Genomic DNA, 26,794 nt, shown 5'->3' on the forward strand with positions numbered 1-26,794 from the left:
CGCCGCGGACGCCCACCGGGTGTCCGCGGCGTCGTCGTGTCCGGGCCGGGCGGGCTCCTGCCGCCCTGTCGCCGGGGGTCCACACCGCAGTACCGTTCCCGACGTGTCCGGGAACGGCTCGGTCACGGCCGGGGTCACCGTCTTCCTGGCCATCGCGTTCGGTCCGGCGTTGCTGCTGGGGCTGATGATGCGCCTGCCGACGGTCGTTCGTCGGGTCGCCGAGGCGCACCGGCGCCGCCGCCCACCGGCACCCGGGACGGCCGGGCCCCCGCTGGAACGGCTGGTCGCCGACCTACGCCGGCTGGACCGGATGCGGCGTGGCGCCCCGGCGCCGACCCGGGTCCGCCGGGTCGCGCTGCTGGCCGCCTACGACGAGGTGCTGCTCGCCACCTGCCGGGCCGTGGGCGTCCCGGATCCCCCGCTGCGCGGCTGGGTGCAGGCCGGCGGCACCGCCGGGGCGCTGGACGCCGGCCGGGACCTCGCCCGGTTGCGTACCGAGGCGGAGCTGGAGGCGACCGGGATCCGGATCGATCCGCCGGGACCGGCCGTCGTGTGACGACCGGGTGCGGATCGACCCTCCCGGGCCGGCGTTGCCGGGTGTGTGCGGAGCGGAGCCGCCCGGTTCGGCGCGGGTGGGCAGCGCGGGTGGGTCAGCGCGGCTGCAGCATGGCCGCGAGGTCGTCCGGAAGCTGGCCGACGGTGTCGGACAGCTCGGAGTCCGGAGCCCATGAGCCCAGGGTCGCCAGGACCGCGCGGACCTGGCCGTCGGCCTCGTCCAGGTCGGTAGCACCGGTCGAGCCGGACACGGCGTCGACGAACGTGCGCCGGTCGAAGCTGCGGGCCTGCGCAGCGGTCGGGGTCAGCAGCTCGGCGGAGAGCTCCCGGGGGAGTCCCGACGCGAGCTTCTCGGCCTGCCCGCGGCTGACCTGCTCGCCCAGTTGCCGGAACGTGGCCCGGCTCAGCGCCTCGGCCTCGGAGTCGGTGTCGAGCCGGGCGTCCTGGCGGACACGGACGACGAAGTCGTGCAGGCTACGGGTCGAGTCCGCGGGGTGCGGATCGTCGGTGGCGATGGAGCGTCCCCTCCTAGGTCGGTCGGTCGCGCGGCGATCGTCGGAGCCGCCGCACGCCGGAGGGCTACCCGGCGCCGGCCGGTCCAAACCGGGCCCCGACCGGGGAGGGGACGTGGCGACGGGTCCGGCCCGCCGCACCTCGTCAGCTCAGGCGCTCGAGCACCATCGCCATGCCCTGGCCGCCGCCGACGCACATGGTCTCCAGGCCGTACCGGCCGTCCCGGGCGCGCAGCCCGTTCAGCAGCGTGCCGGTGATCCGGGCGCCGGTCATGCCGAACGGGTGGCCGAGCGCGATCGCGCCGCCGTGCACGTTCAGCTTCTCCTCGTCGATGCCCAGGTCGCGGGCGCTCGGCAGGACCTGAGCGGCGAACGCCTCGTTGATCTCGACGAGATCGATGTCGTCGATGGTGAGCCCGGCGCGCCGCAGCGCCTGGTTCGAGGCCTCGACCGGGCCGTAGCCCATGATCTCCGGGGACAGCCCGGTGACGCCGGTGGAGACCACCCGGGCCAGCGGGGTGATCCCGAGCTGCTCGGCCTTCACATCGGACATGACCACCAGCGCCGCGGCGCCGTCGTTGAGCGGGCAGGCGTTGCCCGCGGTGATCCGCCCGTCCGGCCGGAACACCGGCTTGAGCTCGGCGAGCTTGTCGTAGGTGGTGCCCGGGCGGGGGCCGTCGTCGGTGTCGACTCTCGCGCCGTCCGGCAGCGTCACCGGGGTGATCTCCCGGGCGAAGAAGCCGTCCGCGATCGCCTGTTCGGCGCGGTTCTGCGAGCGCACCGCGAACCGGTCCATCTCCTCGCGGGACACGTCCTTGAGGCGGGCCAGGTTCTCCGCGGTCTGGCCCATCCCGATGTAGGCGTCCGGCAGCAGGTTCTGCTCGCGCGGGTCGGTCCAGCCCTCGGCGCCCTTCTCCGCGGCCGCGGCGGTCCGGGCCTCGGCGTCGGCGAACAGCGGGTTGTGCGTGTCCGGCCAGGAGTCCGAGGTGCCCCTGGCGAACCGGGACACGGTCTCGACGCCTGCCGAGACGAACACGTCGCCCTCGCCGGCCTTGATCGCGTGTAGGGCCATCCGGGTGGTCTGCAGCGACGACGAGCAGTACCGGGTGATCGTGGTGCCGGGCAGCGAGTCGTAGCCGAGCTGGACGGCCACGATCCGGGCCATGTTGTTGCCCTGCTCACCGCCGGGCAGGCCGCAGCCCAGCATCAGGTCGTCGATCTCGGACGGGTCCAGCGCGGGTACCTGGTCGAGCGCTGCCCGCACCATCTGCACGGTCAGGTCGTCCGGGCGCATCCCGGCCAGGGAGCCCTTGTTCGCGCGGCCGATCGGGGACCGGGCGGCGGCGACGATCACGGCTTCGGGCATCGGACGTCCTCCTTCTTCGCAGGTGCCTGTCTCGCCGCGCGAGACTACTCACGGGTAATCGTGGGCGGGTCGCGGACGTGACGAAACCGTCGGTGGCGGGGTGCATGCTGCGCCCATGACGTCATGGGGTGGGTTCGAGCGGGCCGAGCCGGAGTTCGCGGCACTGGCGAGGCGGGTGCTGCAGCGGAACGTGGCGCTGGTGGTGGCCACGCTGCGCACGGACGGGTCCCCGCGGGTGTCCGGGATCGAGATCGTGTTCGACGGTGGCGAGCTGGCGTTCGGGTCGATGCCCGGTGCGCGCAAGGGCGCCGACCTGCGGCGGGACCCGCGGTTCGCGCTGCACGCCGCGCCGGCCGACCAGTCCGGTGGTGACATGGGAGAGGGGGACGTGAAGGTCGCCGGCCGGGCGGTCTGGACCGGGCCGTTGTCCGGCCCGGTCACCGGTGACGCGTTCCGGGCCGACCTGACCGAGGTCACCTGGACCGGCCTGAACGACGCCCGCAACCGGCTCGTCGTGCGGTGGTGGCGGCCCGAGGACGGGGTGCGATCGGTGGAACGCGAGTGAGCTGCCCACCCGGCTGTCGGTGACCGGTGCGAGGATGCGCACATGCGCTACGTCGAGCATGTCGTCGACCTGGTCGGGAACACCCCTCTCGTCCGGCTGGGAGCGGTCGCCGAAGGCATCGCGCCACCGGTGCTCGCCAAGATCGAGTACCTGAACCCGGGCGGTTCGGTGAAGGACCGGATCGCCCTGCGGATGATCGAGGCCGCCGAGGCGTCCGGCGAGCTGCGCCCTGGCGGCACGATCGTCGAGCCGACCTCGGGCAACACCGGCGTCGGGCTGGCGATGGTGGCCCAGCGCAAGGGCTACCACTGCGTGTTCGTCTGCCCGGACAAGGTCGGCGAGGACAAGCGCAACGTGCTCAAGGCCTACGGCGCCGAGGTCGTCGTGTGCCCCACCGCGGTCGACCCGGAGCACCCGGACTCCTACTACCGGACCTCGGACCGGCTGGTGACCGAGATCGAGGGTGCCTGGAAGCCCAACCAGTACGCGAACCAGGCGAACCCGGAGTCGCACTACGCGACGACCGGCCCGGAGATCTGGGAGCAGACCGACGGGAAGATCACCCACTTCGTGGCCGGGATCGGCACCGGCGGCACGATCTCCGGGATCGGCCGGTACCTCAAGGAGGTCTCCGGCGGCGCGGTGCAGATCATCGGCGCCGACCCGGAGGGCTCGGTCTACTCCGGCGGCACCGGGCGCCCGTACCTGGTCGAGGGCGTCGGCGAGGACTTCTGGCCGAGCACCTACGACCGCGACGTGTGCGACGAGATCGTCCCCGTGTCGGACACCGACTCGTTCGCCATGACCCGGCGGCTCGCCCGCGAGGAGGCGTTGCTGGTCGGCGGGTCCTGCGGGATGGCCGCGGTCGCCGCCCTGCGGGTCGCCCAGCGGCTGCCGTCCGACGCGGTGGTCGTCGTGCTGCTGCCCGACGGCGGGCGCGGGTACCTGGGCAAGGTCTTCAACGACGCGTGGATGGCCAGCTACGGTTTCCTGCCGCCGTCCGAGGGCGCCACGATCGGTGACGTGCTGCGCCGCAAGGACGGCTCGATCCCGGCGCTCGTGCACGCGCACCCGAACGAGACGGTCGCCGACGCCGCGCTCTACCTGCGCGAGTTCGGCGTCTCGCAGATGCCGGTGGTCAAGGCAGAGCCGCCGGTGATGGCGGCCGAGGTGGCCGGCGCGGTCGTCGAGCGGGACCTGCTGGACGCCCTGTTCACCGGCCGCGCGCAGCTCGCCGACCGGCTCGAGAACCACATGTCCGGGCCGCTGCCGACGCTGGGCGCCGGTGAGTCGCTGCAGAACGCGATGAAGGCGTTCGTCGGCGCCGACGCGGCGCTGGTGCTGATCGACGGCAAGCCGGCCGGGGTGGTCACCCGCTCCGACGTGATCGCCTTCCTGGGCAACGGCTGAGCGCGCGCGGGTCGGGCGCGGTACCCGAGTAGCCTCGGGCCACATGCAGGGCTTCTCGACGCGCTCGATCCACGCCGGCCAGGAGCCGGACCCGACCACCGGCGCGGTCACGACCTCGATCCACACCAGCTCGACCTACGCCCAGGACGGCGTCGGCGGCACCCGCGGCGGGTACGAGTACTCGCGCAGCGCGAATCCGACCCGGACCGCCCTGCAGGAGTGCCTGGCCGCCCTGGAGGGCGGCCGGCACGCCCGGGCGTTCGGCTCCGGGATGGGGGCCACGGACACGCTGCTGCGGATCCTGCTCCGTCCGGGCGACCACATGGTCATCCCGCACGACGCCTACGGCGGGACGTTCCGGCTGGTCGACAAGGTGCTGACCGGCTGGGGCGTCGAGCACACCCCGGTCGATCTCGCCGACCTCGACGCCCTGCGCGCGGCGATCCGGCCGACCACGAAGGTGGTCTGGTCGGAGACCCCGACCAACCCGCTGCTCGGCATCGCCGACATCGCCGGGATCGCCGCCATCACCCGGGAGGTGGGCGCCCGGCTCGTCGTCGACAACACGTTCGCCTCGCCGTACCTGCAGACCCCGCTGGCGCTGGGTGCCGACGTCGTCGTGCACTCGACGACCAAGTACATCGGCGGGCACTCCGACGTCGTCGGCGGCGTGCTGGTCACCGACGACGACGAGCTGGCCGAGACGGTCACCTTCACCCAGAACTCGACCGGCTCGGTGCCCGGCCCGTTCGACGCGTGGCTGACCCTGCGCGGTGCGAAGACCCTCGCCGTCCGGATGGAGCGGCACTGTGACAACGCCGAGCGGGTCGCCGAGCTGCTCGACGCGCACCCGGCGGTGTCCCGGGTGCTCTACCCGGGCCTTCCCGAGCACCCGGGCCACGAGGTCGCGGCCAAGCAGATGCGCCGGTTCGGCGGGATGGTGTCGTTCCTGGCCACCGGTGGCCGCGAGGCCGCGCTGCAGGTCTGCGCCTCCACCCGGCTGTTCACCCTCGCCGAGTCCCTCGGCGGCGTCGAGTCGCTGATCGAGCACCCGGGCCAGATGACCCACGCCTCGACCACCGGTTCGATGCTCGAGGTCCCGGAATCGCTGGTCCGGCTCTCGGTGGGCATCGAGGACGCCGACGACCTGCTCGACGACCTCCGCACCGCCCTGGACGCCGCGCGCTGACCCCGGCCGCGCCCGCCGCGACCATGGGGCGGGCGGGCGTGCGCCCGGGGTCAGCTGCGGGACTGCTCTGTGGGGGCGGGCGGTTCCGGCGGGGCGTGGGGCGGTGGGACGACCAGGTCGCCCGGCTCGACGCAGCCGCCGACCAGCGACCACCCGCCGTCGGGGCGTTGCTCGTAGCGGCCGGGGTCGTCGCAGCCCGCGTCGCGCACGGTCGCCACGGCCAGTGCCGTCAGGCCGGCGGCCAGCAGCAGGGGCGCGGTGGTGCGCAGCCGGGTCATGCGGTGGTTCCTCCCGACGCCGGGCGCGGAGCGTGCGGAGCGGGTCCCGATACGGCCCGGGATCGCGTCCGGCTGACAGGACGAGATTACCGTCACGGGTGCGAGACTGCCCGGATGGCCGCCGTACCGGACGCCCCTGTCACTCCACCGGTCACCGCAGCGGACGTGCGGTCCGCGCGCGAGCTGCTCTCCGGCGTCGTCCGCCCGACCCCGATCGCCGGCGCCCGCGCGCTCTCCGACCTGACCGGCACGTCAGTGCACCTGAAGTGCGAGAACCTGCAGCGCACCGGCTCGTTCAAGATCCGCGGTGCGTACACCCGGATCGCCCGACTCACCGCGGCCGAGCGGGCCCGCGGAGTGGTCGCGGCCTCGGCCGGGAACCACGCCCAGGGCGTCGCGCTGGCCGCCCGGCTGCTCGGCGTCCGGGCGACGGTGTTCATGCCGGAGCGGGCCGCGCTCCCCAAGGTCGACGCCACCCGCGGCTACGGCGCCGAGGTCGTCCTGACCGGCGAGTCGGTGGACGACGCCGTCACGGCGGCGACCGCGTCCGCCGCCGACTCCGGCGCGGTCCTGGTGCATCCGTTCGACCACCCGGACGTCGTCGCGGGGCAGGGCACCGTCGGCCTGGAGATCCTCGAGCAGGTGCCGGACGTCGGCACCGTGCTCGTCTCCGCCGGGGGTGGCGGCCTGCTCGGCGGGATCGCCGCGGTGGTGCGCGAGTACCGGCCGCGCACCCGGATCGTCGGGGTGCAGGCGGCCGGGGCCGCGGCCTGGCCGTCGTCGCTGGCGGCGGGACGGCCGATGCCGCTGGCCGGGATGCGCACGATGGCCGACGGGATCGCCGTCGGCCGCCCCGGCGACGTCACCTTCCCCCAGGTCGCGGGCCTGATCGACGAGATGGTCACGGTCGGGGAGGACGCGCTGTCCGGGGCGCTCGTGCACTGCCTGGAGCGGGCGAAGATGGTCGTCGAGCCGGCCGGGGCGGCGCCGGTCGCGGCGCTGCTGGAGCGGCCGGACCGGTTCGCGGGCCCGATCGTCGCCGTGCTCTCCGGCGGCAACGTCGATCCACTGGTGCTGCTGCAGGTGATCCGGCACGGCCTTGTCGGCTCGGCCCGCTACCTGACCCTGCACGTGCAGATCCAGGACCGGCCCGGTGCGCTGGCCGAGCTCCTGGCGCGGGTCGGCTCGCTCGGCGCCAACGTCACCGACGTCGCGCACTCCCGGATCAGCGGGGCGCTGGCGGTCGGTGAGGTGGACGTCGAACTCAGCCTGGAGACGCGCGGCGCGGAGCACCGGGACGCGATCGTGGCCGGGCTGCGCGAGGCCGGGCACGCCGTGCCGGCGCCGGCCTGAGCGGGCCCTCACGAGCGACGGGCCCGGCCGATCGGCCGGGCCCGTCGTCGGGAATGCGGGGCTCAGCCGGTGAAGACCTCGATCGAGACCAGGGTGACCTTCATGCTGCCGCCGTCGGGGAGCTGGTACTCGCGGGCCTCGCCGGGCTTCGCGCCGAGCAACGCGGCGCCGAGCGGCGAGTTCGGGGAGATCACCTGCACGTCGCCGTGGCTGCCCTCCTCGCGGGAGCCCAGCAACACCTTCTCGGTGTCCTCGTCGTCCTCGTACTTGATCGTCAGAACCGTGCCGGGCGCCGCCTCGTCCGCGCTGCTCGGAGCGGTACCGACCTGAGCGGTGCGCAGCAGCTCCTGCAGCTGCCGGATGCGGGCCTCCTGCTGGCCCTGATCCTCCCGAGCCGCGTGGTAGCCGCCGTTCTCCTTCAGGTCGCCCTCCTCGCGGCGGGCGTTGATCTCCGCGGCGATGACGGGCCGGTTCGCGATCAACTCGTCCAGCTCGGTCTTCAGCCGGTCGAAGGCGTCCTGGGTCAGCCAGGTGGCCTGGGTGTCCGTCACCGTCATCAACTCCTCCAGGAAAACAGGGCGTGTTGCCACCGGGGTGCTCTGCGCGCCGGCGGTCCACGGGCGTGGCGGCGCCGGGCGGCACGCCCCGAGTAAGGAAAAACACGACCCGCTGGCGGGCCGTGTGCAGACGACACTAGCACGAGGAGCACCGTTCAGCGCAGCCATTCGTCGAACGGGCGACGCCCCGAAAGAGTTCCCGCGTGGGGCGTTTTCGCAGGTGGGAAGGTTTCTGCGGGGTTCGTGAGGATCGTTTCCGAACCGGAGACGCCGGTCGGACGACCGTCGACCGCGAGGTGCCGCCCGGTCGTCCCGGGGCCGGGGAACAGCTTCCGCGTCCCGGGCGTTGAGGAGCGGGTGAGCCCGTTCGGCCCGATCGTTGTCGGTGTCTTCTGCCAGGATCGGTCCGAGCGTGACGTGCGTGCGCGCGTGCCCGGCGCCCCGGCCGGGGCCACGCGACGACGACGAGCCCGGTGACGTGGAGGAACCCGCCCGATGACCCCGACCGAACCCGTTCTCGTGCCCGGTGAGCGCCCCCGGCTGATGACGGTGCACGCCCACCCGGACGACGAGTCCTCGAAGGGCGCCGCCAGTAGCGCCCGCTACGCCGACGAGGGCCACGACGTCATGGTCGTGACCTGCACCGGCGGTGAGCGTGGCAGCATCCTGAACCCGGCGATGGACCGGCCGGACGTGTTGCAGAACATGACCGCCGTCCGGAACGCCGAGATGGCCCGCGCCGCCGAGATCCTGGGTGTGCAGCACGTCTGGCTCGGTTTCGTCGACTCCGGGTTGCCCGAGGGGGACCCGAAGCCGCCGCTGCCGGAGGGCTGCTTCGCGCTCGGTGACGTCGAGGAACAGACCGCGGCGCTGGTCCGGGTGATCCGCGAGTTCCGGCCGCACGTGATCGTCACCTACGACGAGAACGGCGGCTACCCGCACCCGGACCACATCCGTACGCACGTCGTGTCGATGGCGGCCTGGGAGGCAGCCGGGGACCCGGCCCGCTTCCCGGGGGCCGGCGCGCCCTGGCAGCCGCTCAAGCTCTACTACGGCCACGGCTTCTCCCGTGGCCGGATCGAGGCGTTCCACCGGGCCGCGCTCGAGGCGGGCGAGGAATCGCCCTACGGCGAGTGGCTGGAGAACTGGAAGGATCGCCCGGACCCGGGCATCCGGGTGACCACCCAGGTGCCGTGCGCCGAGTGGTTCTCCCGGCGGGACGACGCCCTGCGTGCGCACGCCACCCAGATCGACCCGACCAGCCGGTTCTTCTTCACCTCGCTCGAGGTGCAGGCGCGGGTGTGGCCGACCGAGGACTACGAGCTGGTGCACTCGCTGGTCGAGACCGAGACCCCGGAGGACGACCTGTTCACCGGTATCCCGTTCGAGGGGGCGGTGGAGCAGCGCCGCGCCGGCTGACGGCGGCACGGAGGTATCCTGGTTGCGGGTCCTCGCGGACCCGGTTGACGGTGCCCGGCGCCCCGGGCGAGGACGCGTGAGTGAGGCGGTCGGCGGTGCTGGTCGAGAGCGTGTCGCGGATGGCCGCGGTGGTGGTGCCCGCCCAGGACCGGCAGCCACCGCCCGGCCAACTGCCGGAGTGGGGCAACTCCTCGCCGGTCGGTCTGATGGTCGTGCTGCTCCTGCTGCTGGCGACCGTCTTCCTGATCCGCTCGATGAGCAAGCGGCTCAAGCGGCTGCCCGAGTCGTTCGACGAGCAGGACGGCTCCGGGGCCGCGCCGGCCGAGGGGGAACCCCCGGACGGGACCCGGGCCTCGGGCGTGGCACCGGCCGACGACAGTGCGGGACCCCGCAGCGGCTGACCCGCTCTGACAGGGTGGCGGCATGCCGAACCGGCTCGCCACCGCCACCAGCCCGTACCTGCTCCAGCACGCCGGGAACCCGGTGGACTGGTTCCCGTGGTCGGCCGAGGCCTTCGCCGAGGCCCGGCGCCGCGACGTCCCCGTGCTGCTCTCGGTCGGGTACGCCGCCTGCCACTGGTGCCACGTCATGGCGCACGAGTCGTTCGACGACCCGGCCACCGCCGCGCAGGTCAACCGGGAGTTCGTCGCGATCAAGGTGGACCGGGAGGAACGCCCGGACATCGACGCCGTCTACATGGCCGCCACCCAGGCGATGACCGGCCAGGGCGGCTGGCCGATGACCTGCTTCCTGACCCCGGACGCCGAGCCGTTCCACTGCGGCACCTACTACCCGCCGGAGCCGCGGCACGGGATGCCGTCGTTCCGCCAGCTGCTCGACGCCGTCACCGCCACCTGGACCGCAGACGGTGACCGGGTCCGCACCGCCGCCGGCCAGATCGCCGAGCAGCTCGCCGAACAGGCCGGCACCGACCCGGAGCCGCTCGCGGTCGGCGAGCAGGCCCTCGACGACGCCGTGGAGGCGCTGTCCGGCGAGTACGACCCGGAGCGCGGCGGGTTCGGCGGCGCGCCGAAGTTCCCGCCGTCGATGGTGTGCGAGTTCCTGCTCCGTCACCACGAGCGCACCGGCTCGGGGCGGGCGCTGCAGCTGGTCACCGGCACCGCCGAGGCGATGGCCCGCGGTGGTGTGCACGACCAGCTCGCCGGCGGGTTCGCCCGGTACTCGGTCGACGCCGGCTGGGTGGTGCCGCACTTCGAGAAGATGCTCTACGACAACGCGCTGCTGCTGCGGGCCTACGCCCACCTGGCCCGGCGGACCGGTTCGCCGCTCGCGCACCGGGTCGCCACCGCCACCGCGGAGTTCCTGCTCCGCGACCTGCGGACGCCGGAGGGTGGGTTGGCCTCCGCGCTGGACGCCGACACCGACGGCGTCGAGGGCCTGACCTACGTCTGGACCCCGGCCCAGCTACGCGCGGTCCTGGGCGACGACGACGGCGCCTGGGCCGCCGACCTGCTCCGGGTCACCGAGGACGGGACGTTCTCCCGCGGCAGCTCGACCCTGCAGCTGCCCCACGAGCCGGACGACCCGGCCCGCTGGGAGCGGGTGCGGGCCGCGCTGCTCGACGCGCGCGGTGCCCGGCCACAACCCCCGCGGGACGACAAGGTCGTCACCGCCTGGAATGCCCTCGCCGTCGTCGCGCTGGCCGAGGCCGGGGCCGGTCTCGGGCGCCCGGACTGGGTCCGTGCCGCGGGCGAGATCACCGACCTGCTGCTGACAGAGCACCGGGTGGACGGGCGGCTGCGCCGGTCGTCGCGGGGCGGCGGGGTGGGCGCCGCGGCCGGCGTCCTGGAGGACCACGCGCTGCTGGTCGAGGCGTTGCTCGCCCTGCACCAGGCCACCGGCGATCCGGACCGGCTGGCCGTGGCGCTGGAGCTGCTCGACGACGCCTGCGACCGCTTCGCGGCGCCGGGACGGCCGGACGTCTACCTGGACACGGCCGCCGCCGGCGGCGACGACGGTGCCGAGCTGCCGCACCGGCCCCGCGAGCTCACCGACAACGCGTCCCCGTGCGGGACCTCCGCGCTGGTGAACGCGCTGGTCACGGCCTCGGCGCTGGCCGATGAGGAGCGAGCGGCCGGGTACCGCGGTGCCGCCGAGCGGGCACTGCGCGCGGTCGGCACGCTGGTCCCGCGGGCCGGCCGGTTCCTCGGGCACTGGCTCACCGCTGCCGAGGCGCTGGTCGACGGTCCGGTGCAGGTCGCCGTGGCGGGCGCCGATGCGGACGATCCGTTGCTGGCGCGGGCGCGGCGGGGCGCACCGGGCGGCGCGGTCGTCGTCGGCGGGGCGCCGGACGCCTCCGGGGTTCCGCTGCTGGCCGGCCGCGGCCTGGTGGCCGGCGCCCCCGCCGCCTACGTCTGCCGGGGATTCGTCTGCGACCTCCCGGTCACCACCTCCGACGAGCTGGACCACGTGCTCGCACGCTGACCTCCGTCGCCACCCCCGGCCCCCACCTCACACACATCCCCACCCCACCTCCACGACGCGGACGGTGGTGTGGTTTCTGTAGGTGTGTAATGCTGTAAGCATGAATGCGCGAGGGCGGGCACGGGGCGGTTGGCAGCAGTCGGACCTACCGGACGCCGGGGACGCGGCGGCCTGGTTCGCCGGGCGGCTGCCGGCCGGGTGGTTCACCGGGGCACCGGAGGTGACCTGCGACCGGGACGAGATCGTCGTCGTGGGGGAGCTGCCGGTGCTGGAGGCCGAGCACCCGGATACCGACGCCGGCCGGGCCGACGCCGCGGCCGCCGAGGCCGGCCGGATCGCCCGGTTCCGTGAGGAGACGCGCGACCGCCGGATCGAGATCGCCCGGCAGGCCGAGAACCGGTACCAGCGGAAGGTCGCCTGGGGTGCCCGGCTCGGCGGGACGTCGGAGCTGTTCACGACGGTGTCGGTGCCGGTGATGACCCGGCTGCGACAGCCGGAGCGGATCGTGCTGGACACCCTGGTCGACGCCGGCGTCGCCCGGTCCCGGTCGGACGCGCTGAGCTGGTCGGTCCGGCTGGTCGGGCAGCACGCCGACGAGTGGCTGGCCGAGTTGCGGGAGGCGATGAGCCGGGTGGACGACCTGCGCGCGCAAGGCCCCGCGGGCCCGTGAGTAGTTATCGCTGTCCAGACCGCGATAACCACTCACGGGTGCGTCAGCGCAGCAGTACCAGCCAGATCGCGACGTGGTGGCAGGCCCAGGCCAGCACCGTCGCGGCGTGGAAGAACTCGTGGAAGCCGAACGTCGTGGGCCACGGGTTCGGTCGGCGCAACGCGTACATCACACCGCCGACCGTGTAGAGCGCGCCGCCGGCGAGCAGCAGCACCAGGGCGGCGACCCCGCCGCCCGTGGCGAGCGCGGGCAGCACGAACACCGCGACCCAGCCCAACGCGACGTAGATCGGCACGCCGACCCAGGCGGGGGCGCCCGGCCAGGCCAGCTTGAGCGCGACGCCGGCCCCCGCTCCGATCCACACCACGGCCAGTACCCAGGTCGCGGTCGTCGGCGGGAGGGCCAGCACCGATACCGGCGTGTAGGTGCCCGCGATGAACACGAAGATCATCGAGTGGTCCAGCCGCTTCATCAGCGTCCGGCGGACCGGGTCGGTCCAGGTGTGCCGGTGGTAGAGGGCGCTGATCCCGAACAGGCCGAAGGTGGTCAGGGTGTAGAGCGCGGTGGCGACGGCCGCGGTGGCGCCGACCAGGGCGCCGGCGACGCTGATCAGCGCCGCACAGGCGAAGACGGACCCGACCAGGCTCCAGAGGTGCAGCCAGCCGCGCATCCGGGGCTTGACCGGAACCGCGGGTGCGGTGCTCGCCGAGGACACGTCCCGACGGTACGCGGCGTGCCGGTGGGCGTCGCGGATCCCGGACGTGTGCCACAACCGGCTTTCGACCGGACTAGGCTCTCGGCACGTGGCCGTTCGAGATCTGCTCTACTCGGTGTACGAGCGCCGGATCCTGCGCCAGCTGGCCGGAGCCGAGAGCCCGAAGCACGTCGCGCTGATCCTCGACGGCAACCGTCGGTGGGCCCGCGAGGCCGGCCTGGAGGATCCCGCGGAGGGGCATCGGGCGGGCGCGGCGAAGATCGTCGAGATGCTCGGCTGGTGCAAAGAGGCCGGCGTCGAGGTGGTGACGGTCTTCCTGCTGTCCACCGACAACCTCGACACCCGGTCCCCGGCCGAGCTCGAGGCCCTGCTGGAGATCATCGGCGGGGTGGTGGACGACCTGTCCGGCCCGGACACGCCGTGGCGGCTGCGGGTGGTCGGGGCGATGGAGCTGCTACCGGCGTCGCTGGCCGAGCGGCTCGCGGCGGCGGCCGCGCGCACCGGTCACCGTGGCGGCCTGCAGCTGAACGTGGCGGTCGGCTACGGCGGGCGTCAGGAGATCGCGGACGCCGTCCGGAAGATGCTGCTGAGCCAGGCCGAGGCCGGCCGGACGATCGAGGAGATCGCCGAGAGCCTCGACGTCGACCACATCTCGGAGCACCTCTACACCTCCGGCCAGCCGGACCCCGACCTGGTCATCCGGACCAGCGGCGAGCAGCGTCTGTCGGGTTTCCTGCTCTGGCAGTCGGCCCATTCGGAGTTCTGGTTCTGCGAGGCCCACTGGCCGGAGTTCCGCCGGGTCGACTTCCTCCGGGCGTTGCGTGACTTCGCCGCCCGGCACCGCCGTTACGGCGGATGAGAAAGTCGACCGTAACCTCCGGCGCTCTCACTCGTTAACGGTCTTTCCGGCGACTTTTCGGAATCAGCTGGGTCCGCCGAACCAGCGGCGTCCCCGGAAACGGCGATGGCCCCGGGGTGGAACCCCGGGGCCATCGATGCGCACTGGGCGCGAGCGACTTACTTGTGGTCGCCGCCGCCGTTGTGCTTGCCCTTGCCGTCGGAGGACTGCTCGACCTCGTCGCCGGTGTCCGGGGCGCTGGTGCAGTTGACGCTGTTGTCCGACTTGACGCCGGACTCGTTCTCGGCCTCGGAGAACAGGCCGCCGATCGCGCCCTGGACCAGGCTGTTCCCGCTGAGCGGGCTGCCGCAGGTCTGCGGGGAGACGTTGACGTTGTTGTTCGCGAGGTTGACCAGGCCCTTGCTGTCCTTGGACGCCAGGTTGTCGGCGTTGTCGCCCTTCTGGACCTCGGTGGTCTTGTTGAAGCTGTCGTCGATGCTCTTGCCCTCGCCGGCGAACGCCAGCGGGCTCATCGCGACGAGCGAAGCGGCACCGGCCGCAACGACGATTCCAGCCTTCTTCAGCACAGTCGTCTCCTGATGTGTGTCCGGAGGGTGTGCGGTAGGCCGCCTGCACCCTCAGTACTTGTCGACGCTCGAACCGGGGAGCCCGCATCGACTGGGCGTCAATCTAACGGACGCTTTCGGCGCCGACAATCTGACCCTCCGTACTTTTTCCGGAGGGGGTGACGATCCATTCGTGGACCTGGGGATCTTCGGTCGATCCGGTGGGTGGCGCGGCGTGGCGGTCGGGCGTGTCACGAGTGCACCGGACGGCGCAACGCTGCTGCCCGGTTCGGCGGTGCGCCGGCCCGAGCCGTTCCGGGGGCGTCGAGAGGCGTGGAACGGGACCGAGGGGTGCGGTCGGACGTCGGCGAGGCGGTGCGGGGCGCCCGGTGGTGCGGTCGGACGTCGGGCCGGCGGTGAAGCCGGAGGCGGCGGTCGGCGGGACGCCGGCGTGGCCGGGAAGCAGGCGACCGGACGACGGGACCGGCGAGCAGGCGACCGGACGACGGGACCGGGGAGCGAGCGACCGGACGACGGGGCCGGCGACGAACAGCCGGCCGGCCGGGGAACCGGCGAGGAGCGAGGACGGCCGGTCGGGTGCCGTCGGCTCGGACGGGGAAGGACCCGCCGGGCGACGTCGAGCCGAGCGACGTCGGACCGGGCGGGAAGGGCCGGCCGGGCGACGACGGGCCGAGCGAGGAAGGGCCGGCCGGGGGCGACGTGCCGGACGAGGAAAGCCCCGCCGGGACGAGGGAGGGGCCGGCGACGAAGGGCCGGGCGAGGAACCGGGGCCGGGTGACGTGGGTACGGGTGACGGGGGTGCGCGTGACGCCCGTGCGGCCATCGACAGGGCCGGACGATCAGGCTCTGCGAGATCGACCGGACGAACTCCCGGAGCGCGGCGGCGTGATCGACCGGGCTGCTCCCGCGGGGTGCTCGGGATCGGGTGCGTCCGGAGCGGGCATGGCGGGAGCGGGGGATGGCGGGAGCGGGCGCGGCGGGAGCTGGGGCGCCGGCGCGGGTGCATCACACGAACGGGGCTGCGATCGCATGACAGTTACCGTACGGAGTCGCCGGTGGAGGTGGTTCCGAATCCGACGCGAATGGCTCGTCCGATGGTGGTCACCGCCGCGGGACAGGCGTCGTGATGGTCACCGCGGGTGCTCGATCGGGTGTTACCGATGGACGCCTCCGGGCCGTTTCCGGGCACGCAAAAATGCCCCGGGGCAAGCGCCCCGGGGCATTTCCGTGGATCAGGAGGTGATCAGCCCTCGGCCGAGTCGCCCGCGCCCGACTCCTGGCCGCAGTTGTCGGACTGGTCGGTGACCGAGTCGCCGCTCTTGGCCTTGGCGTCGCCCAGGATGCCCAGGGCACCGGTGACACCGTTCAGGGCCGAGGCGTCCTCGACCGGAACCTGCACGCCCAGCACGTTGACCGGGATGTTGTTGTTGCAGGCCTGGATCGGCACGTTGACGTTGTTGCCGTTCAGGCCGGAGATGAGACCCTCGGCGCTCTTGTCGATGTTACCCTCGGACGAGTGGTGCCCGCCCTTGTGGCCGCCCTCGTCGTGGCCCGACTCGCCGGCGAAGGCGAGCGGGCTGATGGCGAGCAGGGACGCGGCGGAGGCCGCGACGACGATTCCAGCCTTCTTCAGCACAGTTCTTCTCCTGATGTGTCTCGAGGCCGCCCGAAGCCGGCTCTCACGCCTGTCGACACGTTGACAGTGGGGGAGCCCGTGTCGACTGCCGAGAAATCTACCCCCGGGAATGCGCCGAAACAATTCGGGTACCACTATCGTGGCACGGAATCACCGGGTGTTCGGATACTCCCTCGATCGGGCATTCTTGGGGCGGTGACACCGGGACGACACGGCGAGTGCCGTCACTGAAAGTAGCTGTCGGGCGCCCGATCGGACGCGTACCGGGTCCCAGCCGCCGTCGTTCGGCGCCTACGCTCCGCGAGATGAGCCTCGGCCGGTTGTTGCGCGCGACGACCGAGCTCGCGTTGCGGCTGGACCGCCTGCGGCCGGGCGTGCTCGACGGGCCCAGTCCGGACGCCGCTCTCGGCGGCAGGGTCGGGGGCGAACCGCGTCCCGACCCGCGTGACCTGGTCGCCGGGGCCGATCGGTTGCGTCGCGACCTCGCGGCGGTGGGGGCGGGCGACGCGGCGGCCCGGCATCTGGATGCCCAGCTCGTGGCGCTGCGCTGCGGCGCCCGGCTGGCCGCGGGTGAGCGGCTCGGCTACCTGGACGAGGTCCGCGACCGGTTCGGTGTGGTTCCCCGGCGCACCCATCCCGACGTCCACCGCGAGGCGCACCGGCGGCTCGGGCACCTCCTGCCCGGCCGCGGTCCGCTCGCGGCGCGGATGCGGGCGTACCGGGAGGCCGACGTGATCCCGGTGGAGCGGCGGCCCGCAGCGGTGCACGCGTTGACCGCCGAGCTGCGGGCCCGCACCCGGGACGAGCTCGGGCTGCCCGCCGGTGAGCAGGCTGACGTCGAGCTCGTCGAGGGACGCCCGTGGACCGCCCTGACCCGGTACCGCGGACGTCACCGGAGCTCGGTCCTGCTCGACGCGGGGTCCCCACTGCGGGCCGGCCGGCTGCTGGGGCTGCTCGCCCACGAGATCTATCCGGGTCACCACACCCAGTCCTGCCGGGCCGACGCCGTGGCCGTCCGGCACCCGGTGCTGGGCCTGCGGCTGGTGCACAGCCCGCAGGCGCTGATCGCCGAGGGGGCCGCGGAGGCGGCGCCATGGGTGCTGCCCGGCCCGGGCTGGGGTGCGGTCGCGCAGCGGGTCCTGGCCGGCGTCGGCGTCCGGCTGGACGGCGAGCTCGCCGAGCGGATCGAGCTCGCGACGACGGCGCTGGGCCGGGTGCGCCAGGACGCCGCGCTGCTCCGGCACGTCGACGGCGCGGACCCGGACACGGTCGTCGACCACCTGTCCCGCTGGCTGCTGGTGCCCGACGGGCAGGCCCGGCGGATCCTGGAGTTCCTGGACCACCCGCAGTGGCGCAGCTACCCGGTCACCTACGCCGAGGGCGCGCCGCTGGTGCGGAACTGGGTCGAGCGGTTCGCCGCCGGGCCGCTCGCCGGACTGCGGCTGCTGCTGGACACTCCGGTGCTGCCGGAGGACCTGTCGGACGGCGCCGGCGCCGTCACCGAGGGTGTTGGTGAACCGTTCCCCGGATCCGTCCCGGACCGTCCCGGAGACGCACCGCAGCTCCGGACGTTGCAGTAAGGCTGCGCCGAACGGTGGGCAACCGGATGTGTTCTTGACGGTGATCGTGACGGCGGACGGTGGCGATCACGCGATGAACGGTAGGTAACGGCTGTTCCGTCGGTGTTCACCTCACGTCGCCGACGGAGAGTCGCTATTGACCGCACGAGGGTGACCACTAGTAGCGTCCGCATCGGCGGTTCGTATCCGATGCGATCCGCCCGGGAGGCCCTGAACGTGGTGTCGAACGCACCCGGAAGGGCCGGCACCCGGCCCTCGCGGGCGTGCCGGCCGGTGGACCGCCACGGTCCTCCGTCGCCGTCGTGTCCCGCGTCAGGACCGACCGGCCCGACGCAGAGTGGGCGTGGTGCCGCGCTCGCGAGGGAGCATCCGTGACCGATCGTCGTCCCGCCCTCACCGACCGGACCCCGACCGTGGCGTCCGTCGGGGACGCACCGGCAGGTACCCGCTGCTACGTGCTCGACACGTCCGTGCTGCTGTCCGACCCCTGGTCCCTGCAGCGTTTCGACGAGCACCAGGTCGTCCTGCCGCTGGTGGTGATCTCGGAGTTGGAGGCCAAGCGGCACCACTCGGAGCTCGGCTGGTTCGCGCGGACCGCGCTGCGCCAGCTCGACGAGCTGCGCGTGACCCACGGCCGGCTCGACGCGCCGATCCCGATCGGCGACAAGGGCGGCACCCTGCACGTGGAGCTCAACCACTCGGACCCTGCGGTGCTGCCGGCCGGCTTCCGCACCGACTCGAACGACTCCCGGATCCTGGCCTGCGCGCTCAACCTCGCGGCGGACCCGGCGTCCCCGAGGGACGTGACGCTGGTCACCAAGGACATGCCGCTGCGGGTGAAGGCGGCCGCGGTCGGTCTGGAAGCCGACGAGTACCACGGCCAGGACGTGCTGTTCTCCGGCTGGACCGGGATGGCCGACCTGGAGGTCGCGCCGGACCAGGTGGACTCGCTGTTCAAGGACGGCGTCATCGATCACGACGAGGCCCGGGATCTGCCGTGCAACACCGGGTTGCGGCTGGTCGGGGCGTCGAGCGCGCTCGGCCGGGTCACCGCCGACAAGCGGGTGAAGCTGGTCCGCGGCGACCGGGAGGCGTTCGGGCTACACGGCCGTTCCGCCGAGCAGCGGATCGCGCTGGACCTGCTGCTCGACAACGAGGTCGGGATCGTCTCGCTGGGTGGCCGGGCCGGTACCGGCAAGTCGGCGATGGCGCTGTGCGCGGGCCTGGAGGCGGTGCTCGAGCGCCAGGCGCACCGCAAGATCGTGGTGTTCCGGCCGCTCTACGCCGTCGGCGGGCAGGACCTCGGGTACCTGCCGGGCAGCGAGAGCGAGAAGATGCAGCCCTGGGCGCAGGCGGTCTTCGACACGCTCGGCGCGCTGGTCAGTCAGGACGTCATCGACGAGGTCATCGCCCGCGGGCTGCTCGAGGTGCTGCCCCTGACCCACATCCGCGGGCGGTCGCTGCACGACACCTTCGTGATCGTCGACGAGGCACAGTCGCTGGAGCGCAACGTGCTGCTCACGGTGCTGTCCCGGCTGGGCGCGGCGTCGCGGGTGGTGCTCACCCACGACGTCGCGCAGCGGGACAACCTGCGGGTCGGCCGGCACGACGGCGTCAACGCCGTGATCGAGAAGCTGAAGGGTCACCCGCTGTTCGCGCACCTCACGCTGACCCGCAGCGAGCGGTCGCCGATCGCCGCGCTGGTCACCGAGATGCTGGAGGGGCCTACAGCCTAGCGGCTCGTGAGTGGTTATCGCGGTCCCGACCGCGATAACCACTCACAGGCCGTGCGGGGTGCCCTCGGTGAACCCGGCCGTCGTCTGCACCCCGACCACCGCGCGCTCGTGCAGGTCGCCCAGGCTTCGGGCGCCGGCGTAGGTGCAGGCGGAACGCACGCCGGAGCAGACCTCGTCCAGCAGGTCCTCGACGCCGGGCCGCTCCGGGTCCAGCCGCTGCCGGGACGCGGAGATGCCCTCCTCGAACAGGGCCTTGCGAGCCCGGTCGAACGCGTTGTCGCCACGGGTCCGCGCACTGACCGCGCGCTTGGACGCCATCCCGAACGACTCCTTGTAGGACCGGCCGTGCTCGTCGCGCAGCAGGTCACCGGGGGACTCGTAGGTCCCGGCCAGCCAGGAGCCGATCATCACCGAGGCGGCCCCGGCCGCCAGCGCCAGCGCCACGTCACGCGGGTGCCGGACGCCTCCGTCGGCCCAGACCACCGCGCCGTGCTCGCGGGCGGCCGCCGCGCACTCGGCCACCGCGGAGAACTGCGGGCGGCCGACCCCGGTCATCATCCGGGTGGTGCACATCGCGCCCGGGCCGACACCGACCTTCACGATGTCCGCGCCCGCCGCGGCCAGGTCGGCGACGCCCTCCGCGGTCACCACGTTCCCGGCGGCGATCGGCACCGCGACGCCGGCCTGGTCGACCACCGACCGTACCGCGGCGAGCGCCTCGATCATCTTCTCCTGGTGCCCGTGCGCGGTGTCCACCACCAGCACGTCCACCCCGGCGTCGAGCAGCGCCTTCGCCTTCACCGCGACGTCGCCGTTGATCCCGACGGCGGCCGCGGTGCGCAGCCGCCCGCGGTCGTCGAGGGCGGGGGCGTAGATCCCGGCGCGGATCGCCCCGAGCGGGGTGAGCAGGCCGGCCAGCCGGCCCTCGGCGTCCAGGCCGAGCGCGATCCGGCCGCGGCGCGCGTCGATCGCCTCGAAGACCTCGCGGGGCGGGGTGTCGACCGGCAGGGTCAGCGGGTCCGGGTCGAGCACGTCGGCGAGCCGGGTGAACCGGTCCACCCCGGTGCAGGCCGCCTCGCTGACCGTGCCGACCGGCCGGTCGCCCTCGTCGACGATCACGACGGCGTCGTGCGCCCGCTTGGGCAGCAGGTTCAGTGCGTCCGCGACGGCGTCGCCCGCGGTCAGCACCAGCGGGGTGTCCCACACCGGGTGCCGGGATTTCAGCCAGGTCACGATGTCGGCGACCGCGTCGGTGGCGACGTCCTGCGGCAGCACGGTGAGCGCGCCGCGCCGGGCCAGCGTCTCGGCCATCCGGCGGCCGGCCACCGCGGTCATGTTGGCCGCCACCACCGGCACCGTCGCCCCGGTGCCGTCCGGCGTGGCCAGGTCGACGTCGAACCGGGACGCGACGTCCGAGCGGCGTGGGACGAGGAAGACGTCGTCGTAGGTGAGGTCCCGGGGGATGTCACGGTCCGGGCGGTCGTCGAGGAAGCGCACGGTGACGGAATGCTACCCGCCGAGCAAAGCCCGCACCGCCGCGAGCGAGTCCGCCTCCTCCGGCGTCTTGTCCGGCCGGTACCGCAGCACCCGGGCGAACCGCAGGGCGACGCCACCCGGGTAGCGGGTGCTGCGCTGCGCGCCGTCCAGCGCGATCTCCACGACCAGCTCCGGGCGCAGGAACACCACCCCCGGCTCCTCCCGGGCCGCGTACCCGGGGAAGGTCTCGGTCTGCCAGGCCAGCAGCTCGTCGGTCATCCCCTTGAACGTCTTGCCGACCATGACCGGCTCGCCGCCCTCCGGGTCCCGGGCGCCGAGGTGGATGTTGGACAGCGACCCGGTGCGCCGCCCGTAGCCCCACTCGGCGCCGAGCACCACCAGGTCCAGGGTGTGCACCGGCTTCACCTTCTGCCAGGCCTTGCCGCGCCGGCCCGCCGCGTACGGGGCCGCCAGATCCTTGACCACGACGCCCTCGTGCCCGGCCGTCAGCGCCTCGTCCAGCACCGCGGCCGCCTCCTCCGCCGACGGCCTGCGCGCGCCCGGCATCCGCTGCCCGGCGTGCGTGTCCGCGGCCAGCAGCCCGGCCAGCGCGTCCAGCCGGGTCTCCAGCGGTTCGTCGACGAGGTCGCGGCCGTCCAGGTGCAGCAGGTCGAAGAAGAACGGCGAGAGCAGCACGTCCCGGTCCTCCTCGGCCCCGAACCGGCTCATCGTGTCCTGGAACGGGCGGGGACGGCCGTCGTCGTCGAGGGCGAGGGTCTCGCCGTCGAGCACGGCGGTGTCGCAGGGCAGCCCGCGGGCCAGCTCGACCAGTTCGGGGACCGCGGCGGTGATCTCGCGCAGGGCGCGGGTCCAGACCCGGACCTCGTCCCCGGAGCGGTGCACCTGGATCCGTGCGCCGTCCAGCTTGTGCTCGACGACGACGCCCGCGGGACCGGTGGGCGAGCCGGCTGTCTCGAGTGCCGCGTCCAGCGAGGCGCCCGGTGCGGCCAGCATCGGGCGGACCGGCCGGCCCACCTCCAGCCCGATCGCGGCGAGGGTCTCGACACCGCCGGCCAGCGCGGTGGCGGCGGTCTCCGGGAGCCTGCCGGACAGCATGAATGCCCGGCGGACCGCGGCCTGCCCGGCCCCGGACGCGGCGGCGACCGCATCCACCATCAGCCCCTCCAGGGCGCCCTGGCGCAGCTCCCCGGTGAGTAGCCGGTGCAGGAACCGCTGCTCGTCCGCGGTGGCCGCGCCGTAGAGCCGCTCCAGCAGCTCGCGGCGGCGCTGCCCGGACCCGGTGCCGGCCGTCCCGGCCAGCTCGTCGAGCAGCGCGTCGACGGCGGTGACCTCCAGCGACGGCACCGCGGCGGGCGGGACCTCCAGCCCGGACAGCGTCCGCCAGCCGGTGCCGATCCGGCCCTGCCGCGGCACCCCGGACAGCCACGCCACCACCGGGACGACCTCGCCAGGGTCGGCGCCCCGCAGCAGCTCGGCCAGGGCGGTGGTCTTCGCGGTGCGCGCCCGCGTCGCCCCGACCGCGGCCGAGGTGGCGACGACGTCGGTGAACAGCACGTGCCCAGTGAAGCAGCGACCCCCGACAGCCGCCCGCCGCGCGAGCCGCGGCCGGCGTCCGGCGAGATCAGGCGCTGCGCGCGGCCGGTGCGGTCGATGCAGTCGGTGCGGCAGGCGCGGTCGGCGCGGTCGGGGCCGGGGGCCCGGCCGGGACGGCCCCGGCCGGCCGGATCGCCCGCCGCCAGAGCTCGGCGACGGTCACCACCCCGCGGCAGGACCCGTCCGCGGTGACGACGACGAGGTCGTCGTAGTCGCGGCCCGGGTCGCCGGCGAGGCTCAGCTCCAGTGCGGCCGGCAGCGGGGTGCGCTCGTCCACCAGGCGCGGCGGGTCGGCGAGCGACGCCGCGGGCTTGTCGGCCCACAACGCGTGCCCGAACCGGCCGGCCATCGCAAGCAGGAACCGGCTGCGATCCAGGTAGCCGACCGGGCGCAGGCGGTCGTCGACGAGCACGACGCCGGCCGGGTCCGGGTGCGCGCGCAGCGTCTCCCGGACGGTGTCGGCGATGACGTCGTCGGCCAGCGTGACCGCCGCCGCAGCCAGCCCGCGCACCGGCGGACCGGCCGGTGGCGGGCCCACCGGTGCCGCGGCCGGCGGGGTAGACGCGGCCGACGCATGCCGGACCGGCGCGACCGGGGTACCGGCCGCCCGCCCGGCCGGCACCGCACGCAGCAACGCGAGCAGCTCGGCCGGCGTCGCCGGGTCGGGTTCCGGGAGCGTGCGGGCCCCGCCGAGCAGCGGGCCCTGGGCGAACGCCACCCCGGCGGCGTACAGCCCGGCCAGCCGGTCCGGGGCCCGCACACCGGTCGCCGCGACCGGCACCCCGACCGTCGTCGAGACCTCCAGCACCGCGCGCACCGCGGCGGCCACCCCGGCGTCGAGGACGCCGTCGGCCAGCTCGGCTTCCAGCTTCACCAGGTCCGGCCGGACGGCGGCGACCAGCTCGGGCCCGAACGCGCGCCCGGCCCCGTCCAGGGCGATCCGGAACCCCCACCGGCGCAGCTCGGCGATCGCCGGGACCAGCTGCTCGGCCGGCGCCGCCGCCGCGATCGGCGGGCCGATCTCCAGCAGCGGCGCGACGGCGGCCCCGCCGAGCATCGCGCGCAGCCGGTCCCGGGCGTGCAGCACGCTGTCCGCGGCGACGTCGACCTGGATCGGCACCACCGCTCCGGCCGGGGTCGCCGAGCGGGCCGAGGCGGCCGCCGAGACCGCGGTCCCGGCGTCGAGCTCGGCGACCTGGCGGGCGCTCCGGTTCCGGTCCCGGGCCTGGACGGCGACGGCGTCATAGGGGCGCCGGGGCCGCACCTCGACGCCGGCGACCCGCCCGGTGCGCAGGTCGTGAACCGGCTCGTACGCGAAGCGCTGGTCCGTCATCGCTCTGGTCCGTCCGAGTGGTCAAGATCGTTACTGACCACACCGTGTCACGCTCGGGTGAATCGAACGGGGAACCGGAGGTGAACAGTGTGAGCCGATGGCGTGACGCGGCGCGTCCGACCGGTCGCGCCGCGTCGCCCGCCCGGTTACCGCTTCTCGCCGCGGGTCATCGCCAGCACGTCGAGCGCCCGGTCCAGCTCCTGCTCGGTGAGCGTCCCGGACGCCACGTGCCCGCGCTCGAGCACGACCTCGCGGATCGTCTTCCGCTCCGTCAGTGCCTGCTTGGCGACCGCCGCCGCCTCCTCGTAGCCGATCTTCGAGTTGAGCGGTGTGACGATCGACGGCGACGACTCGGCGTACTCCCGGGTGCGCTCCAGGTCGGCCGCCATCCCGTCGACGACCTTGTCGGCCAGCAGCCGGGAGGTGTTCGCGAGCAGCCGCGCCGACTCCAGCACGTTGCGCGCCATCACCGGCATCATCACGTTCAGCTCAAGGTTGCCCTGGCTGCCGGAGAAGCCGACGGTGGCGTCGTTGCCCATGACCTGCGCGCAGACCATCATCGTCGCCTCGCAGATCACCGGGTTGACCTTGCCCGGCATGATCGAGCTGCCCGGCTGCAGGTCCGGCAGTGCGATCTCGGCGAGGCCGGTGCGCGGCCCCGAGGACAGCCAGCGCAGGTCGTTGGCGATCTTGTAGAGGGACACCGCGACGGTGCGCAGCGCGCCGGAGGCCTCGACCAGCCCGTCCCGCGAGCCCTGGGCCTCGATGTGGTCGGTCGCCTCGGTCAGCTGGTCGAGGCCGGTCGCCTCGCGCAGCTTCCCGACGACGGCGCCGCCGAACCCGTCCGGCGCGTTCAGTCCGGTCCCGACCGCCGTCCCGCCGATCGGCAGCACGGCCAGGCGGGGGAGCGCGTCGCGGACCCGGTCGGCGCCGTAGCCGGCCTGGCTGGCCCAGCCGCCGGCCTCCTGGCCGAGCGTGATCGGGACGGCGTCCATCAGGTGCGTCCGGCCGGCCTTGACGACCTCCGACCACTCGGTCGCGCGCCGGCGCAGCGCCGTCTCCAGGTGTTGCAGCGCCGGGACGACCTCGGTGGCCAGCGCCTCGGTCGCGGCCAGGTGGATCGTCGTCGGGAACACGTCGTTCGACGACTGCGACGCGTTCACGTGGTCGTTCGGGTGCACGTCGGTGCCCGCCCGGGTCGCCAGCGTCGCGATGACCTCGTTGGCGTTCATGTTCGAGGACGTGCCGGAGCCGGTCTGGAACACGTCGACCGGGAAGTGGTCGTCGTGCGCACCATCGGCGACCTCGTCGGCGGCGGCGGCGATCGCCGCCGCCCGGTCGCCGTCGAGGACGCCGAGCTCGCCGTTGACCCGGGCCGCGGCCGCCTTGACCAGGCCGAGCGCGCGGATCTGGGCGCGCTCCAGGGGCCGCCCGGAGATCGGGAAGTTCTGCACCGCCCGCTGGGTCTGGGCCCGCCACAGCGCGTCGGCGGGCACCCGGACCTCGCCCATCGTGTCGTGTTCCACGCGGTAGTCGTTGCCGGCGCCGTAGAACTGCTGCTCGTCGCTCATGGGGCCGAGTGTTCTACTCCGGGCCCGGTTCCGCCGAGCCGACGAGCCGCGGATCACCCGACGAGTGAGGGTGCCCTTATCCGGGACCGGTCAGGGGAGCGGCGGGGTCTCGCCCTCGACGCCGTCGAAGTCGACCGAGGAGTACTCGCGCAGCTTGGTCAGCCGGTGGTAGCCGTCGATCAGCCGCACGGTGCCGGACCTGGATCGCATCACGATCGACTGGGTGGTGGCGCCGCCGCCGCGGTAGTGCACGCCGCGCAGCAGCGGGCCGTCGGTGATGCCGGTGGCGCAGAAGAACACGTTGTCGCCCTGGACCAGCTCGGCGGTCGTCAGGACCTCGTCCAGGTCGTGTCCGGCCGCGACGGCCTTGCTGCGCTCCTCGTCGTCCTTCGGCCACAGCCGGCCCTGGAGCTCACCGCCCATGCACTTCAGCGCGGCCGCGGTGATGATCCCCTCCGGGGTGCCGCCGACGCCGTAGAGCATGTCGACGCCGGACGTCGGCCGGGCCGCGGCGATCGCCCCGGCGACGTCGCCGTCGGAGATGAACTGGATCCGGGCGCCCGCCTCGCGGATCTCGTGCACGATCTGCTCGTGCCGGGGGCGGTCCAGCACGCAGACCGTGACGTCGGCGACGTCGATGTGCTTGGCGCGCGCCACCCGCCGGATGTTCTCGGCGACCGGCGCGGTGATGTCGACCGTCTCCGCGGCCTCCGGGCCGACCGCGATCTTCTCCATGTAGAACACCGCGGACGGGTCGAACATCGCGCCCCGCTCGGCGACGGCCAGCACCGCCAGCGCGTTCGGCATGCCCTTGCTCATCAGCGTGGTGCCGTCGATCGGGTCGACGGCGACGTCGCAGGACGGGCCCTCGCCGTTGCCGACCTCCTCGCCGTTGAACAGCATCGGGGCCTCGTCCTTCTCGCCCTCCCCGATGACGACGACGCCGCGCATCGAGACCGACGAGATCAGCTGGCGCATCGCGTCGACCGCGGAGCCGTCGCCGCCGTTCTTGTCGCCGCGGCCGACCCAGCGGCCCGCCGCCATCGCCGCGGCCTCGGTGACCCGGACCAGCTCCATCGCCAGGTTGCGGTCGGGCGTCTGGCGGCGGCGGGGGGTGGGGTCGGACTGGCTCACGGACGTCTCCTTCTCCGGCGGCGTTCAGGGGTGCGCCGCTCGCCGATCGGGCGGGGCGCGCTCGCCTCGGATCCTCCCACGTCCCGGGGTCGGCGAGCACCGACGAGCGACCGACGCCATGCCTGCGCGGGTCCTGGGAGACCATGGTGGTGTGAGTTCCCGACCGGATCCGAGCACGCCCCCCGACCGTGACGACGACCCCGTGGCGGACGCCGCCGGTTCCGGCGTGGGCGGCGCCGGGGAACCGGAGGGGTC

24 protein-coding genes are annotated in these 26,794 nt (G+C 73.9%); 12 read left to right on the forward strand and 12 right to left on the reverse strand.

Features of this window, described 5'->3' with window-relative positions; translation table 11 throughout:
• Positions 1–103: 103 nt before the first annotated feature.
• The gene (locus ACLFMI_RS02155) at positions 104–556 is read left to right on the forward strand and encodes a hypothetical protein (RefSeq protein ID WP_410945990.1); all 453 of its coding nucleotides are present in this window, start codon (positions 104–106) and stop codon (positions 554–556) included.
• A gap of 94 nt (positions 557–650) precedes the next feature.
• Here ACLFMI_RS02155 and ACLFMI_RS02160 read toward each other — a convergent pair whose 3' ends face one another.
• Complete coding sequence (locus ACLFMI_RS02160) at positions 651–1,157, reverse strand: DUF2267 domain-containing protein (RefSeq protein WP_410945991.1); 507 nt, start codon at positions 1,155–1,157, stop codon at positions 651–653.
• Between the two features lie 55 nt (positions 1,158–1,212).
• Complete coding sequence (locus ACLFMI_RS02165; RefSeq protein WP_410945992.1) at positions 1,213–2,433, reverse strand: acetyl-CoA C-acetyltransferase; 1,221 nt, start codon at positions 2,431–2,433, stop codon at positions 1,213–1,215.
• A gap of 115 nt (positions 2,434–2,548) precedes the next feature.
• On the opposite strand from ACLFMI_RS02165, the gene ACLFMI_RS02170 reads away from it, so the two are divergent.
• The 3 genes from ACLFMI_RS02170 to ACLFMI_RS02180 are packed head-to-tail and all read left to right on the forward strand — an operon-like array spanning position 2,549 to position 5,597.
• Positions 2,549–2,998 carry a pyridoxamine 5'-phosphate oxidase family protein gene (locus tag ACLFMI_RS02170; protein WP_410945993.1) on the forward strand — a complete coding sequence of 150 codons (450 nt, stop codon included), beginning with the start codon at positions 2,549–2,551 and terminating at the stop codon, positions 2,996–2,998.
• A 42-nt stretch (positions 2,999–3,040) separates the two neighbouring features.
• Positions 3,041–4,408 (forward strand): cystathionine beta-synthase, encoded by a 1,368-nt coding sequence (locus tag ACLFMI_RS02175; RefSeq protein ID WP_410945994.1) that lies wholly within the window; start codon positions 3,041–3,043, stop codon positions 4,406–4,408.
• A gap of 43 nt (positions 4,409–4,451) precedes the next feature.
• Positions 4,452–5,597, forward strand: coding sequence for a cystathionine gamma-synthase (locus tag ACLFMI_RS02180; protein ID WP_410945995.1), 1,146 nt, complete (start codon positions 4,452–4,454; stop codon positions 5,595–5,597).
• A 50-nt stretch (positions 5,598–5,647) separates the two neighbouring features.
• Here the strand turns inward: ACLFMI_RS02180 and ACLFMI_RS02185 are convergent, their stop codons facing one another.
• The gene (locus ACLFMI_RS02185; RefSeq protein WP_410945996.1) at positions 5,648–5,875 is read right to left on the reverse strand and encodes a hypothetical protein; all 228 of its coding nucleotides are present in this window, start codon (positions 5,873–5,875) and stop codon (positions 5,648–5,650) included.
• Positions 5,876–5,989: 114 nt separating this feature from the next.
• Here ACLFMI_RS02185 and ilvA point away from each other — a divergent pair, with 114 nt between their 5' ends.
• Positions 5,990–7,228, forward strand: coding sequence for a threonine ammonia-lyase (gene ilvA / locus ACLFMI_RS02190; protein WP_410945997.1), 1,239 nt, complete (start codon positions 5,990–5,992; stop codon positions 7,226–7,228).
• A gap of 62 nt (positions 7,229–7,290) precedes the next feature.
• On the opposite strand, the gene greA is transcribed toward ilvA, so the two are convergent.
• Positions 7,291–7,779 (reverse strand): transcription elongation factor GreA, encoded by a 489-nt coding sequence (gene greA, locus ACLFMI_RS02195; protein WP_410945998.1) that lies wholly within the window; start codon positions 7,777–7,779, stop codon positions 7,291–7,293.
• A gap of 501 nt (positions 7,780–8,280) precedes the next feature.
• Between greA and mca the strand changes: the two genes are divergently transcribed.
• The 4 genes from mca (at position 8,281) to ACLFMI_RS02215 (ending at position 12,319) form a co-directional block, all read left to right on the forward strand.
• The gene (gene mca / locus ACLFMI_RS02200; protein WP_410945999.1) at positions 8,281–9,204 is read left to right on the forward strand and encodes a mycothiol conjugate amidase Mca; all 924 of its coding nucleotides are present in this window, start codon (positions 8,281–8,283) and stop codon (positions 9,202–9,204) included.
• A gap of 80 nt (positions 9,205–9,284) precedes the next feature.
• Positions 9,285–9,605, forward strand: coding sequence for a hypothetical protein (locus ACLFMI_RS02205; RefSeq protein ID WP_410946000.1), 321 nt, complete (start codon positions 9,285–9,287; stop codon positions 9,603–9,605).
• 22 nt (positions 9,606–9,627) lie between these two features.
• On the forward strand, positions 9,628–11,649 hold the full coding sequence (locus ACLFMI_RS02210; RefSeq protein WP_410946001.1) for a thioredoxin domain-containing protein: 2,022 nt from the start codon (positions 9,628–9,630) through the stop codon (positions 11,647–11,649).
• 100 nt (positions 11,650–11,749) lie between these two features.
• On the forward strand, positions 11,750–12,319 hold the full coding sequence (locus tag ACLFMI_RS02215) for a hypothetical protein (protein WP_410946002.1): 570 nt from the start codon (positions 11,750–11,752) through the stop codon (positions 12,317–12,319).
• 43 nt (positions 12,320–12,362) lie between these two features.
• On the opposite strand, the gene trhA is transcribed toward ACLFMI_RS02215, so the two are convergent.
• Positions 12,363–12,989 carry a PAQR family membrane homeostasis protein TrhA gene (trhA, locus tag ACLFMI_RS02220; protein WP_410946290.1) on the reverse strand — a complete coding sequence of 209 codons (627 nt, stop codon included), beginning with the start codon at positions 12,987–12,989 and terminating at the stop codon, positions 12,363–12,365.
• Positions 12,990–13,122: 133 nt separating this feature from the next.
• Here trhA and ACLFMI_RS02225 point away from each other — a divergent pair, with 133 nt between their 5' ends.
• Positions 13,123–13,893 carry an isoprenyl transferase gene (locus ACLFMI_RS02225; protein ID WP_410946003.1) on the forward strand — a complete coding sequence of 257 codons (771 nt, stop codon included), beginning with the start codon at positions 13,123–13,125 and terminating at the stop codon, positions 13,891–13,893.
• Between the two features lie 158 nt (positions 13,894–14,051).
• On the opposite strand, the gene ACLFMI_RS02230 is transcribed toward ACLFMI_RS02225, so the two are convergent.
• Both ACLFMI_RS02230 and ACLFMI_RS02235 read right to left on the reverse strand, forming a co-directional pair.
• The gene (locus ACLFMI_RS02230) at positions 14,052–14,459 is read right to left on the reverse strand and encodes a hypothetical protein (protein WP_410946004.1); all 408 of its coding nucleotides are present in this window, start codon (positions 14,457–14,459) and stop codon (positions 14,052–14,054) included.
• A gap of 1,243 nt (positions 14,460–15,702) precedes the next feature.
• Positions 15,703–16,095, reverse strand: coding sequence for a hypothetical protein (locus ACLFMI_RS02235; RefSeq protein WP_410946005.1), 393 nt, complete (start codon positions 16,093–16,095; stop codon positions 15,703–15,705).
• A gap of 305 nt (positions 16,096–16,400) precedes the next feature.
• Between ACLFMI_RS02235 and ACLFMI_RS02240 the strand changes: the two genes are divergently transcribed.
• Both ACLFMI_RS02240 and ACLFMI_RS02245 read left to right on the forward strand, forming a co-directional pair.
• Entirely contained in the window at positions 16,401–17,675 is a 1,275-nt protein-coding gene (locus ACLFMI_RS02240; protein WP_410946006.1) for a DUF885 domain-containing protein, read from the forward strand.
• 413 nt (positions 17,676–18,088) lie between these two features.
• The gene (locus ACLFMI_RS02245; protein ID WP_410946291.1) at positions 18,089–19,411 is read left to right on the forward strand and encodes a PhoH family protein; all 1,323 of its coding nucleotides are present in this window, start codon (positions 18,089–18,091) and stop codon (positions 19,409–19,411) included.
• 42 nt (positions 19,412–19,453) lie between these two features.
• On the opposite strand, the gene ACLFMI_RS02250 is transcribed toward ACLFMI_RS02245, so the two are convergent.
• The 5 genes from ACLFMI_RS02250 to glpX all read right to left on the reverse strand — a co-directional run bounded on the left by ACLFMI_RS02250 (position 19,454) and on the right by glpX (position 26,482).
• Positions 19,454–20,908, reverse strand: coding sequence for a GuaB1 family IMP dehydrogenase-related protein (locus tag ACLFMI_RS02250; protein ID WP_410946007.1), 1,455 nt, complete (start codon positions 20,906–20,908; stop codon positions 19,454–19,456).
• Between the two features lie 12 nt (positions 20,909–20,920).
• Complete coding sequence (locus ACLFMI_RS02255; RefSeq protein ID WP_410946008.1) at positions 20,921–22,462, reverse strand: ATP-dependent DNA ligase; 1,542 nt, start codon at positions 22,460–22,462, stop codon at positions 20,921–20,923.
• Positions 22,463–22,529: 67 nt separating this feature from the next.
• A complete protein-coding gene (locus ACLFMI_RS02260; protein ID WP_410946009.1) occupies positions 22,530–23,834 on the reverse strand; it encodes an EAL domain-containing protein in 1,305 nt (434 codons plus the stop codon).
• Between the two features lie 146 nt (positions 23,835–23,980).
• On the reverse strand, positions 23,981–25,405 hold the full coding sequence (locus ACLFMI_RS02265; RefSeq protein WP_410946010.1) for a class II fumarate hydratase: 1,425 nt from the start codon (positions 25,403–25,405) through the stop codon (positions 23,981–23,983).
• Positions 25,406–25,495: 90 nt separating this feature from the next.
• A complete protein-coding gene (glpX, locus tag ACLFMI_RS02270) occupies positions 25,496–26,482 on the reverse strand; it encodes a class II fructose-bisphosphatase (RefSeq protein ID WP_410946292.1) in 987 nt (328 codons plus the stop codon).
• Positions 26,483–26,794 lie beyond the last annotated feature (312 nt).

Source organism: Pseudonocardia nantongensis (assembly GCF_046546495.1).
GTDB lineage: Bacteria > Actinomycetota > Actinomycetes > Mycobacteriales > Pseudonocardiaceae > Pseudonocardia > Pseudonocardia nantongensis.

Excerpts from the sequence above, each read along its gene's own strand:
- ilvA (WP_410945997.1), top strand. The coding sequence starts at position 5,990 with ATGGCCGCCGTACCGGACGCCCCTGTCACTCCACCGGTCACCGCAGCG.
- ACLFMI_RS02215 (WP_410946002.1), top strand. The coding sequence starts at position 11,750 with ATGAATGCGCGAGGGCGGGCACGGGGCGGTTGGCAGCAGTCGGACCTA.
- ACLFMI_RS02210 (WP_410946001.1), top strand. The coding sequence starts at position 9,628 with ATGCCGAACCGGCTCGCCACCGCCACCAGCCCGTACCTGCTCCAGCAC.
- glpX (WP_410946292.1), bottom strand. The coding sequence starts at position 26,482 with ATGGAGCTGGTCCGGGTCACCGAGGCCGCGGCGATGGCGGCGGGCCGC.
- ACLFMI_RS02260 (WP_410946009.1), bottom strand. The coding sequence starts at position 23,834 with ATGACGGACCAGCGCTTCGCGTACGAGCCGGTTCACGACCTGCGCACC.
- ACLFMI_RS02170 (WP_410945993.1), top strand. The coding sequence starts at position 2,549 with ATGACGTCATGGGGTGGGTTCGAGCGGGCCGAGCCGGAGTTCGCGGCA.
- ACLFMI_RS02175 (WP_410945994.1), top strand. The coding sequence starts at position 3,041 with ATGCGCTACGTCGAGCATGTCGTCGACCTGGTCGGGAACACCCCTCTC.
- mca (WP_410945999.1), top strand. The coding sequence starts at position 8,281 with ATGACCCCGACCGAACCCGTTCTCGTGCCCGGTGAGCGCCCCCGGCTG.
- ACLFMI_RS02240 (WP_410946006.1), top strand. The coding sequence starts at position 16,401 with ATGAGCCTCGGCCGGTTGTTGCGCGCGACGACCGAGCTCGCGTTGCGG.
- ACLFMI_RS02165 (WP_410945992.1), bottom strand. The coding sequence starts at position 2,433 with ATGCCCGAAGCCGTGATCGTCGCCGCCGCCCGGTCCCCGATCGGCCGC.
- ACLFMI_RS02180 (WP_410945995.1), top strand. The coding sequence starts at position 4,452 with ATGCAGGGCTTCTCGACGCGCTCGATCCACGCCGGCCAGGAGCCGGAC.
- trhA (WP_410946290.1), bottom strand. The coding sequence starts at position 12,989 with ATGCGCGGCTGGCTGCACCTCTGGAGCCTGGTCGGGTCCGTCTTCGCC.
- ACLFMI_RS02185 (WP_410945996.1), bottom strand. The coding sequence starts at position 5,875 with ATGACCCGGCTGCGCACCACCGCGCCCCTGCTGCTGGCCGCCGGCCTG.
- ACLFMI_RS02265 (WP_410946010.1), bottom strand. The coding sequence starts at position 25,405 with ATGAGCGACGAGCAGCAGTTCTACGGCGCCGGCAACGACTACCGCGTG.